The 12,581-nt window shown below is 59.4% G+C and carries 9 protein-coding genes and 1 pseudogene (1 of these 10 only partly in view); 3 read left to right on the top strand and 7 right to left on the bottom strand.

Annotated features, from left to right (window positions below):
- The 5 genes and pseudogenes from Q2B33_RS11370 to Q2B33_RS11350 all read right to left on the bottom strand — a co-directional run.
- Positions 1 to 651, bottom strand: a pseudogene (locus tag Q2B33_RS11370) (polysaccharide deacetylase family protein) (it extends 204 nt beyond the left edge of the window).
- A gap of 122 nt (positions 652 to 773) precedes the next feature.
- A complete protein-coding gene (locus Q2B33_RS11365; protein WP_300567317.1) occupies positions 774 to 1,484 on the bottom strand; it encodes an ABC transporter permease in 711 nt (236 codons plus the stop codon).
- Entirely contained in the window at positions 1,481 to 2,182 is a 702-nt protein-coding gene (locus tag Q2B33_RS11360) for an ABC transporter permease (protein WP_300567314.1), read from the bottom strand. The genes Q2B33_RS11365 and Q2B33_RS11360 overlap by 4 nt, the downstream gene beginning before the upstream one ends.
- Positions 2,179 to 3,024 carry an ABC transporter ATP-binding protein gene (locus Q2B33_RS11355; protein ID WP_300567311.1) on the bottom strand — a complete coding sequence of 282 codons (846 nt, stop codon included), beginning with the start codon at positions 3,022 to 3,024 and terminating at the stop codon, positions 2,179 to 2,181. Before Q2B33_RS11355 ends, Q2B33_RS11360 begins: the two co-directional genes overlap by 4 nt.
- 124 nt (positions 3,025 to 3,148) lie before the next feature.
- Complete coding sequence (locus tag Q2B33_RS11350; protein ID WP_300567308.1) at positions 3,149 to 3,736, bottom strand: TetR/AcrR family transcriptional regulator; 588 nt, start codon at positions 3,734 to 3,736, stop codon at positions 3,149 to 3,151.
- A 484-nt stretch (positions 3,737 to 4,220) separates the two neighbouring features.
- Here Q2B33_RS11350 and Q2B33_RS11345 point away from each other — a divergent pair, with 484 nt between their 5' ends.
- The 3 genes from Q2B33_RS11345 to Q2B33_RS11335 all read left to right on the top strand — a co-directional run bounded on the left by Q2B33_RS11345 (position 4,221) and on the right by Q2B33_RS11335 (position 8,344).
- Complete coding sequence (locus Q2B33_RS11345; protein ID WP_300567305.1) at positions 4,221 to 5,027, top strand: helix-turn-helix domain-containing protein; 807 nt, start codon at positions 4,221 to 4,223, stop codon at positions 5,025 to 5,027.
- Complete coding sequence (locus Q2B33_RS11340; RefSeq protein WP_300567302.1) at positions 5,011 to 6,585, top strand: ABC transporter ATP-binding protein; 1,575 nt, start codon at positions 5,011 to 5,013, stop codon at positions 6,583 to 6,585. The genes Q2B33_RS11345 and Q2B33_RS11340 overlap by 17 nt, the downstream gene beginning before the upstream one ends.
- 61 nt (positions 6,586 to 6,646) lie before the next feature.
- Positions 6,647 to 8,344: an ABC transporter ATP-binding protein gene (locus tag Q2B33_RS11335; RefSeq protein ID WP_300567299.1), complete on the top strand. Its 1,698-nt coding sequence runs from the start codon at positions 6,647 to 6,649 to the stop codon at positions 8,342 to 8,344.
- A gap of 31 nt (positions 8,345 to 8,375) precedes the next feature.
- Here Q2B33_RS11335 and Q2B33_RS11330 read toward each other — a convergent pair whose 3' ends face one another.
- Both Q2B33_RS11330 and Q2B33_RS11325 read right to left on the bottom strand, forming a co-directional pair.
- The gene (locus tag Q2B33_RS11330) at positions 8,376 to 11,060 is read right to left on the bottom strand and encodes an HAD-IC family P-type ATPase (RefSeq protein WP_300914006.1); all 2,685 of its coding nucleotides are present in this window, start codon (positions 11,058 to 11,060) and stop codon (positions 8,376 to 8,378) included.
- A 238-nt stretch (positions 11,061 to 11,298) separates the two neighbouring features.
- Positions 11,299 to 12,504 (bottom strand): MalY/PatB family protein, encoded by a 1,206-nt coding sequence (locus Q2B33_RS11325; RefSeq protein WP_300567293.1) that lies wholly within the window; start codon positions 12,502 to 12,504, stop codon positions 11,299 to 11,301.
- Positions 12,505 to 12,581: the final 77 nt, after the last annotated feature.

Here is a 12,581-nt window from a genome sequence, read left to right as displayed (position 1 = left end):
AAAGGCGGCGAATTCTTCTATCACATTCCAGTTGACATTCACCTCGAACTCATAGCTGTGCCCCCAAAGGTAGAACATCCAGGAGCCCCACAGGGGCGTCTCTTCCACGAACTTCTTCGCAAGGCCCATCAGCTCCGGGTCATTGTGATGGCAGGTCGCCTCCAGCCTGAGCCAGTCTCCCGGCAGGTCGAAGGAGTGGCTGGAGATGACCGTCCTGCCGTATGCCAGCCCTGCCTTTCTCAGGCAATCCACAGTGGCATCGCTGTAGGTGCCGAAGGGGTATGCCATTCCCCGGATAATGGTGTGGAATTGGTTCTCCAGATTCTCCCGGTCTTTCAGCAGCTCCCACATGGCCAGATTCTCCGGCAGCCTTTCCAGAAAGGGATGGGTCAGCCCATGCACAGCCACTTCGTGCCCGCTGGCGGCGTAAGTCTCGGTGGCCTGTCTGGCGGTGAGCCTGCGGTGGAAGGCTCCCTCCGGATAGGTGGTCCCCTCCGGCGCGAACAATCCGCTGTTCAGATTAAAAGTACCCTTCAGGCCGTTTTTATCCATGATATCCATCAGCCTGATGTCCTGCTCCACGCCGTCGTCATAGCTCAGGGTGAGCGCTTTTGCCTTCCCCTTTGGGAAGCGCATGATGAGTCCTGACATATGTATTCCCTCCTTCATGATGGGGCCAGTCTGTACATGGCCTTATCGTTCGTTTAGTCCTGTACATATTGTAGCATAAACATGGCAAAAATCCAGTAGAATTTGGGGAAAACATCCATGCCCTATATCTTCCGCAGATACCGTCTCAGCAAAAAGCGGATCCACACAGCCGATGACGCAAATGCGGGCAACATGAAGACAAGAGTATCTTCAAAAACCGCTTTCCCGATCCAAAAGGAGGGCAGCGGGGACATGATATACTGCGTGCCCTGCCGGAGGAAAAACGGCACAGCCGCGCCGAAGATCAGGAGCGAGGACAGCTTTGCCGCCGCCATGCCCTCCAGCTTATTGGAGGAGAACGTTACAATCAACAGGGCCACGATGACGCCCTGCAATGTGCCTCCTGCCGACAGCGATAAAATGTCTGCCAGGGAGCGGGTGCTCAGCCCGAACACAGGCAGCAGAGCTGCGGTCACCAGAAAAGAGGCTGCGCCGGGGAGGCAGAACCTTGCGGCCAGATAGCCCTTCCTCCCCAAAGGGGTGACGAACAGATACGCCGCCGTCTTTTCATCGGCTTCCTCCAGGGAGACCATGGCCGAGATAAAGCAGAACATGGCGGGGGAGAGCATGGAGAAGAATATGTCGATCAGCGCATAGTAGGGGGAGAGGACTGCCGATTTGGAGAACCGCTCCGTCAAAACGTCTTCCAGGAAAGGGATGCCGAACCGGATCCCAAGCCCCGCCAGAACCGGCGCGAGACAGGCGGCAGACAGCATCATGTCCCGCCGCATGAACACCAGCATTTGCAAAAAACCTGAACGGATCGCTCTCATAGCTTCGCACCTCCCATTTGGGCCCACATGTTCAGGACACAATGTTTTGCGGCAGCGAACAGGACCGCTGTCAGCGCCATGACCGTCAGTACCCCTGTGGGGGAGGGCGCATGGCCCGAAACCATATCCATGCAGACAGCGGCAGGGCAGTACCGCAGCCAGGCCGGAGCGGCCCGGAATAAATGCAGGATGGCAGGGACAAAGCACACAAGCTCTACCGGCACGGTCCATAGGACAAACTGGTTCAGGCTGCCGATCCGCGTCGCGATGATAATGCCCAAAAGCGTGAAGACCGCGCTGGACATCACAGTGCCGGGCAGGACGATATGGAGCTTGACAATGCCGTGCTCCCCCGCGCCCACACCTGCCGCTGCGGCCAGTACAGCGGCCACCGCAAGGGAAATGGCGGACAGGGACACCACCTTCGCGGCTATGTATTCCTCTGCCCGGACAGGGGAGAGGGCCAGTGCCGCAGGCGTGCGCTGGCTCTTTTCCAGAAGCACAATCGCGCCCATGAAGAACAGGCCCATTGAGGCCGGGTCGGAAAAAATCAAAATGGCCGTGGCCTTTTCCCGCCCGCCCTCCGGAACGGCAGACAGAACGGCCACATAAATCGCCGTCAGGACAGCATACAAAAAGTAGAAACCATATCTTGCCTGGAACCGTATGTCCCATAAAATCAGGCTGCGCAGTCTCATATCAGCGTCCTCCCCGTAATGTCCATGAAAATGTCGTTCAACGTGGGCTCGCTGCTGTGGATGGACTGCAGACGGTTCTCTGAGATGAGCCGCTTAAGCTGTCCGTCGGCGGACAGGCGGTGAAGAGGGCAGGCTGCGCTGTGCTCCCCGTTTTCCAGCCAGGTATAGGTCACGGTGGCCGCGCCTTGGGACATAATCAGGTTGTGGGGGCTGTCAAGGGCGCATATCCTGCCGCTTACGATGAACGCCACCCTGTCGCAGAGCTCGGCTGCGTCCTGCATATTGTGGGTAGTCAGGAGGATGGTCTTCCCCTTTGCCTTCTGGGCCAGGATCATATCCTTCATCATGCGGCTGTTGGCAGGGTCAAGGCCGTTTGTGGGCTCGTCCAGGCAGAGCAGGGACGGGTCGTGCAGCAATGCCCTGACGAAATTCAGCCGGGCCTTCATGCCCTTGGAATACTGGGATACCCGCTTGTCCCCATCCCGCTCCAGGCCCACCGTCTCCAGAAGCTCGTCGATCGGACAGGGCTTTTTCTCATACAGGGATGCGAAGAAGCGCAGATTTTCCCTGGCCGTCAATTTCTCATACAGGGCGGAGAATTCAAAGTCCACCCCGATGTCCTCGTAAAAATCCCTTGTGCGCTCCCTGCATTCCACGCCGTTCACCATGGCAGAGCCCTGGTAACTGGCCAGCATCCCCGTCAGCACTTTCTGCAGGGTGCTCTTCCCGGCTCCCGAGGGGCCTAAAAATCCAAAAATCTCGCCCGGTGAGACCGAAAAGGTCATATCGGAAATAAAAGGCTGTTTTGTGTAGCTGAACGAAAGATGGTTGACATGAATCATGGAAATGCCCTCCTTATACTATATGACTAAAACAAACGGAATAGTCAGTTAAAGCCCTGTTTTAAGTCCGGCCGCCTGCCGGACTTTCTGGACAACAGATAGAAAACAGTATACAAATGTGGATTCAGATAAGCTGCGCCACTATGCCATAAATCAGGGTGCGCAGCGCCTGGTCATAAGCCTCCCCGATCTCCGCTTTGTGCAGGGTCACGTAATAGACTGCGTGGAACGCGGCGCTGACGACATTTATGTCCACGTCTTTCTTCACAGGGAGCATCGCGAGCATTTCCCCGATGGTATCCGTATCGTCCTGCAGATGGGCCTGTACCACCTCCCGGGGCAGTCTGCGCGCAAGCAGCTCCACCTCGCCGGTGCCGATCAGCTTCAAAATCGGCATTTCCTCCGCCATCTTATAGAACGCGTAAATCGCATCGGTCAGCTCCTCCGCCGAAACCTTTGTGCCGGAGAGCCCGGAAATCACCTGGAACAGTCTGCGGTTGATGCTCTGCTGCTGCTCCTGGATCACCTCGAACAAAAGCAGCTCCTTTGACTGGTAAAAGAGGTAGAAAGTCCCCTTGGGGATATTCACCCGCCTCACGATTTCGTCTACTGTGGTGCGGCGGACGCCATATGTGGCCAGGCAGTCCGCCGCCTCTTCCTTCAACCTCTTCCTGATATATGCCCGCTCCTGCTCTGAATAGCTTTTCGGCACCCCAATCCCTCCGGTTTGACTGAAAATGTATTTATGGTCATTATAATCATTTCCCATGGCCTTGTCAAGCGTTTTCAGGGAAAAGAAATCGCAGTCTGGCCTTTCATGGGCAACGCTCCGAAATAGCTATAGGACAGAAAACGCCTGTGGATAGAATAATTCTATGAAACGTAGAATAAAATCGCCGATGCGGTTATTGCACGGGAGGCGTCCGGCAGGTATCCTGGAGGAGACGGTTGCGCGGAGCCTGCTGCAAGGCGGCAGGGGAAGAAGGGGAGCACAGAGCAGGAAAGAAGCACAGAGCAGAAAGAAAAGAAGCAAGGAGCAGGAAAGAAGCAAAGAGCAGGAAAGAAGCAAAGAGCAGGAAAGGAGCAAAGAGCAGAAGGGAAGCAAAGAGCAGGAAAGAAGCAAAGAGCAGAAGGGAAGCAAAGAGCAGGAAAGAAGCAAAGAGCAGAAGAGAAGCACAGAATAGGGAGGAAACAGCATGAATCTGCGGATAGGCGAAAACATCAGGCGGCTGCGCCGCGAAAGGAATCTGACCCAGGAGGAGGTGGCGGCCCACCTTGGGATTTCCTTCCAGTCCGTCAGCAAATGGGAGCGGTGCGATGGGTATCCGGACATCACCATGCTGCCTGCGCTGGCCCATTATTTCGGCGTAAGCGTGGACGTCCTGATCGGCATGGACCAGATGGCAAAGGCGGAGAAATACGATGAAGTCAACCGCCTCTGGAAGGAGAACAACAGGAGGGGACGGCATCAGGAGAACGTCGTCCTCATGCGGGATTCCCTGAGGACATTTCCGAATGACGGCCTGCTGCTGGTACAGCTCTCCACATCCCTTGAAAAGCTGGATGGGACGAAGGAGGAGAAGGCGAAATACCTGAGGGAATCCATAGCCCTTCAGGAGCAGATCCTCCGCTACGGAGAGGATTCGCAGGTGCGCAGCGCCACCCAGTACAACATCTGCTTCTCCTATTGGAAGAACGGGGAGCAGAAAAAGGCCCTGGAACAGGCGGGGAAGCTGCCGAATCTGTACAAGGCCCGGGAGAACGCGCTGGTGTTCTTCCTGGAGGGCGAGGAGAGGCATGAAACCGCAAAAGCGGCTCTGGAGCCCCTGGCCTGGTCTGCGGAGCTCCACCTGTCGATTCTGGCAGAGGCCCTGGGAAAGCCCGCCTATCTGGAGAAAGCGCGAGAAATCCGCAGGCTCCTGCTGGGCCATGGGGAAGAGGACAGCGCCGGGCCCGTGCAGGAAAGGCGCCAGAATGAGCCACGGGATGAAAAGAGGGGATGAGAGGGGGAGGCTGGCCATTGTGCTGACCGCGACCACGGCGCTGGCGGCGGGAAACGTGCTGCTTCGATGGAGCATAGGAGAGGCGCTGGACAGCGGGAAACCGGGGGCGTATCTCCCGGCTGTGGCAGCTCTGCTTCTGGGGGTGTCTCAGCTGCTGCTCTATACCAGGCAGATGCTGTCCGCCGAGATGCGGGAAGATATCTACCGCAGGATCCAGCGCAAGATCCTGCACAGCTCCATGGAGGCTTTGGGAAAAAACGATTTGGGCGGAATCTCCGCCCGCTATATAACGGATGTGGGCCAGATCGACGGCTTTGTGGACCGGCTGCTGGGAAAGGCGCTTCCGGATCTGGCGGGATGGCTGATCGCCGTAGGGCTGCTGTTCTGGCTGGACCTGCTTTTGGGGATTGCCGCCATCCTTGTGACGGCCCTTCCCGTGCTGCTTCTGCGGGGGATGAGCAGGCCCGTGGCAAGGGGGACGGAAGAATACCGGGAGGCTCTGGAACGGGCGAATCAGAGCGTGGCCACAGGGCTGCACAACCTGGAGGCGATAAAGGCTTCCGGCAGGGAGGAGGCCTTTCTGGGAGAGTATGGGGAAAAGCTGGCGGCGCTTCAGAAAAAGAAGCGGAACGTGGCCCTCTGGGAGGCGGTTCTGGGGCTTCCCATGCTGGCGGGTGCCTTTGTGACGATTGTCCTCCTGACAGGCCTGGGAGGGTGGCTGGTTCTGGCGGGGCGTATCACCTCCGGCGAGCTGCTGACCGTGATAGCGCTGACGGAAAATATCCTTTCCTTCGGCATGGGACTGGACGGTACGATCCTGCGGTTCCGGAGGGCGCAGGTCAGCATGGGGAGGCTGAAGGGCTTTCTGGACCAGGAGGAAGAGCGGGAAGGGGGACGGGAGGCGGATGAGATTAGGGACATTGTCTTTGAGGGGATACATTTCGCCTATCCGGACAGCCCGGAGAAGGTCTTCCGGGGCTTCTCCCGGCGCTGGCAGCGCGGCAGGCCCTGTTTCATAAAGGGCGGGAACGGAGCGGGCAAGACCACGCTGATCAAGCTGCTGACAGGCGTTTACGATGTAACAGCGGGACGTATCCTGATAAACGGCGTACCGATTGAGGAATACAGCCTGGCAAGCCTGCGGGAGAGGATCGTGGTGGCGGCCCAGGAGAACGTCCTGTTCCGGGGAAGCGTCCTGGAGAACCTGACCTGGGGGCTTGACCTGAGCGCCGCAGAGGTGGAGGAGGCCTGCAGAAGGACAGGCATCCATGAGGAGATTCTGGGCATGCCGGAGGGATATGGGACCATGCTGACGGAAGGCGGCGGCCCGCTCTCCGGGGGGCAGAGGCAGCGGCTGTGCCTGGCCAGGGCGCTGCTGCGCCGGGGGGATGTCTATGTCTTCGATGAGCCCACCAGCGCGCTGGACAGGGCCAACAGAGACCGATTCGCGGCCTTTCTGGGAGAACTGTCGGAGGAGAGGATCGTGATAGTGATCACCCATGAAAGAGAGCTTTTGGATGCGGCCCCCTGCACAGTGGAGATAGGGGCTCCGGGATAGCCCGCGGAAGGGCTATGGGGAACAAAAAGGACACATGGAGAGGGGATAAGAGGGCGAAGAGATGAATAACCGGATTTTACTGCGGAAAATGGGCAGATGGGCGGTTCCTTACGCCGTGAGCACCACCATGGTGGCGTGCCGCAATTTCCTGATCACCTGGCTTACGGCCTTCATCGGCAGCAGCGTGCTGGATTTGGCGGGCGGGGGCAGGGCGGGGGACCTGACAGGGCAGCTGGCTTTCCTGGCGCTGTGCGTCCTGGCCTTTCTGGCATTTGACACCCTGGGGATATTCTGGCAGTCGGTGACCGTACATAAGGTGGAGAACCGGCTGCGTGCCATTTTGTATGATAGTATATTGAAGGCCCGGTACGACGGGGTGTCCGGCATGGGCCAGAAGGGGGAGCTGCTGTCCCGGATGAATTCGGATGTGGAGACGGTGGCCTCCGTTATACTGATGCCGCTGATGCTGCTGATTTCCGGAATCGGCGCTACCGTCACCGTGGCGGCCGTCCACTGGAGGCTGTGCGTCCTGGTCTATGGCGTGGGCATCCTGTGCTGGACCGCCCAGGTGCTGGTCATCCGGAAGGAGCGCGCCACCATCGCAGGGCTTCAGGAGAATCAGGCGGCTGCCGTGGGCCTCTGCGGCGAGGGCTTCCTAAACGGCCTGACAGTGAGGCTCTGCGGGCTCGTGGACGCCTTTGAGGAGAAGATGCTGGGGAATCTTGCCGATTTCAGGCGGCTTTCCCGCAGGCTGGCGGTCCAGAAGACGGCGGAGGGGCTGGGAGGGACATTGCTGCAGTATCTCCAGAGTGTGGGGATGCTTTTTGCGGGCTGTATCCTGTACCAGAGAGGGGAAATCGGGCTGGGGGGAATGGTGGTCCTGTATCAGATGGCGGCGCTGATCACTGCCATGATTTCAGGGATTTCCTTCGGCTATGGGGCTTTCCAGCGCTGGCTCGTGAGCTTTCGCAGGCTGCACGATATCCTGGATCTGGAAGAGGAGCCGTTAGACGGGAGGGATATGGGCTTCGAGCTCCGGGCGGAATCGGGGATTCTGGCCCGGGGAGTGGCGTGCCGTCCGGGGGGACACAGCGTGTATGAGGATCTGGACCTGGAGCTGGGGAGCAGGGGCCTCTATGTCATGAGCGGAGAAAGCGGAAAGGGGAAGACCACCTTTTTCCGGCTGCTGACGGGGATATACCCCTATGAGTCTGGAACGCTCTGCCTGTTCGGGAGAAGCCTGAGGGAATATTCCCTGAAGAGCCTCCGGAGCCAGATCGTCTATATGACCCAGGAAGACGCGCTGTTTCAAGGGACTGTCCGGGACAACATTCTGTGGCGGACCAGGGCGGACGATGAAAGGATTCTGGCGCTGCTGGGGAGGCTGGGACTGGACAGATGGATTCTGGGGCTGGAAAAGGGGCTGGAGACCCATGTGGTCAACGGAGGGGCTGAATTCTCCGGCGGCCAGCGCAAATGCCTGCTTCTGGCCAGGGCCCTTCTGGAGGATTCCGCCGTCTATCTGCTGGACGAGCCCTTTGCGGGAGTGGACAGGCAGCACAGCCTGCTGATCTGGAAGGAGCTTGACAGAGTCGCCCGGAATGCGCTGGTCATTGCAATCAGCCACGACCAGTCCCTGCCGGAAGGGGCAGCCGAGGGCGGGATTTTGCTTCCCATGGGCCGCAGCGCTTCCGGAAGCCGGGGAGCCGTATGCATAAGGGAAGCGGGCTTGGGAGGGACATGGCCGCGGAATGGCTGACAAGGCGTGTGGGGAAGAATGACCGGTGGGGTCAAGACTTCAGCAGCAGCGCCGACAGGGCCCTCCTGAACCTTTTGCCCAGGCCCTGTCCGGCTGCCCACTCCACCGCCATGGACAGATAGCGGAACAGGGACTCGGCGGCAAAGCCGAACACCACCATCAGCAGGATGCAGATTTCCGACATGGCGCTGATGGCGAACAGCTTGCCCAGGAAGAGGCCGGAGAAGGCCAGGCAGAACAGGTTCAGCGCAAGGATGCCCCATTTCATGCGGTTGAAGGGGTAGCTGATCTTGCCCAGGATCATGAAGCCCACCACGGCCAGCAGCATGGTGGAGGCCGTGGCGATGCCCTCCTTCGGCAGGGACAGGGCCTGGCCGCAGACCACCAGAGCGCCTACCGCCAGCACGTCCGTGAGCCCTGCAGGCAGGGCCTTAAGCAGGACATTGCGGATGAAATGCCCTTCTATCCGCTCCCGGTTGGGCTCCAGGGCCAGCAGGAACCCGGGGAGCCCGATGGTGAACATGCCGATCAGCGATATCTGGGAGGGCTCCAGGGGATAGGTGATGGCAAGCACGGCGGAGAACAGGGCCAGCAGGAGAGAGAAGATGTTCTTCACCAGAAATAAGCTGGCCGACCGCTGGATATTGTTCACCACCCGCCGCCCCTCCCACACCACATTGGGCATGTGGGCAAAATCGGAATCCAGCAGGACCACCTGGGCTGCCTGGGCCGCCGCCTCGCTGCCCGAGGCCATGGCCACGCTGCAGTCCGCGTCCTTCATGGCCAGGATGTCATTGACGCCGTCCCCGGTCATGGCCACGGTATGGCCTGATTTCTGCAGGGCCTGCACCAGGAGCTGCTTCTGCCCGGGCGTCACCCGCCCGAAGACTGTATACTGGCTGGCTGCCGCGGCCAGCGCCTCCTCTGACTGCAGGGTCCCTGCGTCCACGAAGCGCTCCGCGCCCTCTATGCCTGCGCGCCTGGCCACTTCCGAGACTGTCTCCGGATTGTCCCCGGAAACCACTTTCACATGGACGCCCTGTTCCTTAAAGTAGGCGAAGGTCTCCCTGGCATTTTCCCGGATGGGGTTGGAGAGTATGACATAGCCGAGTGGGCAGACTCTCTCCGGAAGGCTGTGGGTCTGCGGGCTTTGCTGCGACATCGCACCTGACATGCATGTCGTTTTTCCGGCCGCCTGGTTCGGAGCCCGCCGGCATTCATCGTCTTCCGGCTCCGGGATCATTGACATGCCTGTCACAGCGTCCCCGCATTTTCCCATCACCAGCACCCGGTAGCCCTTTTTCAGATAAGGCCCGATCTCCCCGGCTATGGAGGGATAGTCTTCCCCCATCACGGACTCCGGAGCGCCCAGCACATATTCCCCGTCGGAGAACCGGACGGCGCTGTATTTCCGGGAGGAGGAAAAGGGCAGGGTGGCCAGAGGGGCCCGGGGGGCGGTAGCTGCCTGGTCCATAGAGGAACCGGCATTCTCCCCGATGCCTTCCCCGAGATTCTCCCGCTGGGAAAGCCCGGTTACATATTCCCTGATGGCCTGCATGGTGGCATTGTTGTCCTCTATGGCAGCGGCGTAATCCGCAAGCAGCAGGTCCAGTTCCCGCAGATTCCCCCCGGTCTCGGACAGGGCCTGTGCCCTGGGCGGATCTTCCCCGCTGTCCCGGCACAGGACTTCCGCCACCTGCATCCCCGGCTCCGTGATGGTTCCGGTCTTATCCACGCACAGCACGTCCACACGGGCCAGGGCCTCGATGCTCTTCATGTCATGGAGCAGGACGCTGCGCCCCGCCAGGCGGATGGTGCTCAGGGCCAGGGCAGCCGTGGTCAGCAGATATAGGCCCTCCGGAATCATGCCGATGACGGCCGCTATCATGGACACGATGCTGGTGCGGAGGGTCTCCCGGTTCATGAAGTAGGCCTGGGAGAACAGGATGGCGCCCACCGGAATGATCAGGATGCCGACCCATTTCACCAGTTGGTTGATGGAGCGCACCATCTCCGACTGCTCCCCGCTGCCCAGGGCCTTGGCCTGTGCGGTGAGCCTGGAGATATAGGATGCGTCCCCCACCCGCTCCAGCCTGGCCAGACACTGCCCTGCCACCACGAAGCTGCCCGAGAGGAGGTCGCAGCCGGCCTCTTTCCGGATTTCATCCGCCTCCCCGGTGAGAAGGGATTCGTTCACGGACAGGTTCCCGCTGAGCACCTTTGCGTCCGCGCAGATCTGGTCCCCGGCTGAGAGCAGCACCACATCGTCCTGCACCAGCTCCTCCGAGGGAAGCCGGATCTGCCTGCCGTCCCGCACTGCCACCGCATGGGGGGCATTGAGCATGTTCATCTTGTCCAGGACCCGCTTCGCCCGCAGCTCCTGCAGGATACCGATGACCGTGTTGCCGATGACCACCGGCAGGAAGGTCAGGTTCCGGTAGGAGCCCACCAGGCACAGCAGCACTGCCAGGATCAGGAAGATCAGGTTGAAATAGGTAAAGAGATTGGAAGCTACAATCTGTCCCGTGGTCTTGTCGGTGGTGATGTGGCTGACATTCACGAGCCCTCCGGCCATGCGCTCCTCCACCTCTTTGGACGTGAGGCCGGACAGGGATTCCGCGCCCCTGCAGACCAGGCCGTCTCCGGGGGCCTGGTCTGTGCCCTGGTTTTCGAATTTCATTTCATCCATCCTATCTGTGCCGATTGTTTTGTCCATGCTTTTCATTCTGCCAATACCTTTATATCCAAGGAATGCCCTTCTTTTGTCTTATGTGACAGCATACCATTTTTTTCTAAAAATAATGCGGAGATCCATCTTAATTTTTCTTAAAGATTGTCGCAAAAACCAGGCTTTCAAAAAGCCTGGTTCTTGTCTGGCGCTGTTCAGTTCGGCCGGGAATCCGTGTATTCAGGCCTTGGCATTCCCGTTCCTGCCGCTCCCCTCGGGAAAAGGTTCAGGCATTGAACACATACTTGTCCAGCCTGTGGAAGGCCTCCTGCACCCGGGAGAGGGGCAGGGCCAGGTTCATGCGGATATGGCAGGGGCCGTGGAACGCCCTTCCGTCCTGCCAGGCCACGCCCACGTCCCATCCGGCCTGCTCCAGTTCGTCGATGGTCTTTCCATGGGCTTCGCACCACTCCGTGCAGTCCAGGAACAGCATGTAAGTGCCCTGGGGCCTGGAGACCTTCACGCCGTGGAAATGCTCCGCGATGTAGGCGCAGGCAAAGTCCACATTGCCGGTGATCGTCTGGCGCAGCTCGTCCACCCACTCGTAGCCCTCAGGTTTATAAGCGCCGATCAGGGCGTACATGGAAAGGACATTCATGCTGTTGTAATAAGAGAGGGAGGACTCCTTGTCCACCCGGTCCCTGAGGGCTTCATTATAAATGATATGGTAGCTGCCCACCAGGCCTGCCAGGTTGAAGGTCTTGGAGGGCGCGTAGACCGCCACGGTGCGGTTACGGGCATCCTGGCTGACGCTCTGGGTGGGCACATGCTTATACCCTTCCAGGATGATGTCCGACCAGATCTCATCGGAGACCACCATCACGTCGTGCTTCCGGCACAGCTCCATGAACTGCTCCACTTCCCATCTCTCCCAGACACGGCCGCAGGGATTGTGGGGGGAACAGAACACGGCGGCATGAATCCGGTTCTCCGTGATCTTCTTCTCCATGTCCGCAAAGTCCATGCGGTATGTACCGTTCTCGTCCAGGACCAGCGGGCTGTGGACGATTCTGTAGCCATTGTTGCCCAGGGCCCCGGTAAAGCCCACATAGGTGGGGGAGTGGAGGAGCACATTGTCCCCTCTGGAGCAGAACACGTTCAGGGCGCTGACCACGCCGCCCAGCACGCCGTTCTCATAGCCGATGCATTCCCTGGTGAGGCCTGTGGCGCCGTTGCGGGTCTCCTGCCACCGGACGATCGCGTCCAGGTATTCCTCCCTGGGGGAGAAGTAGCCGAAATGAGGCTCCTTTGTGCGGGCGATGATCGCTTCCTGCACCGTGGGGACGGTTGGGAAATTCATGTCCGCCACCCACATGGGGATGGGGTCGAAGCCCTCCTTGGGGGCGCCGGGGGCGGTGCCGTGGCCCAGGGCGTCCACGGCGATGGCGTCCATGTTTTTACGGTTCAGGATTGATGTAAAATCGTATTTCATCTCTGGTATGTTCCTTTCTGTTTTGGTGTACATATTGTACCACGGAAAGGACGGGTGTGTCCATAACCAGGAATTAT

This window comes from uncultured Acetatifactor sp. (assembly GCF_948601915.1).
In the GTDB taxonomy this organism is placed as follows: Bacteria; Bacillota; Clostridia; order Lachnospirales; family Lachnospiraceae; genus Acetatifactor.
Note: the sequence above shows the minus strand (reverse complement) of the source record. Positions and strands in the feature narration are given on the sequence as shown.

Coding starts and splice junctions, on each gene's coding strand:
- Q2B33_RS11345 (WP_300567305.1), top strand. CDS start 4,221: ATGAATCTGCGGATAGGCGAAAACATCAGGCGGCTGCGCCGCGAAAGG.
- Q2B33_RS11325 (WP_300567293.1), bottom strand. CDS start 12,504: ATGAAATACGATTTTACATCAATCCTGAACCGTAAAAACATGGACGCC.
- Q2B33_RS11335 (WP_300567299.1), top strand. CDS start 6,647: ATGAATAACCGGATTTTACTGCGGAAAATGGGCAGATGGGCGGTTCCT.
- Q2B33_RS11355 (WP_300567311.1), bottom strand. CDS start 3,024: ATGATTCATGTCAACCATCTTTCGTTCAGCTACACAAAACAGCCTTTT.
- Q2B33_RS11365 (WP_300567317.1), bottom strand. CDS start 1,484: ATGAGAGCGATCCGTTCAGGTTTTTTGCAAATGCTGGTGTTCATGCGG.
- Q2B33_RS11330 (WP_300914006.1), bottom strand. CDS start 11,060: ATGGACAAAACAATCGGCACAGATAGGATGGATGAAATGAAATTCGAA.
- Q2B33_RS11340 (WP_300567302.1), top strand. CDS start 5,011: ATGAAAAGAGGGGATGAGAGGGGGAGGCTGGCCATTGTGCTGACCGCG.
- Q2B33_RS11360 (WP_300567314.1), bottom strand. CDS start 2,182: ATGAGACTGCGCAGCCTGATTTTATGGGACATACGGTTCCAGGCAAGA.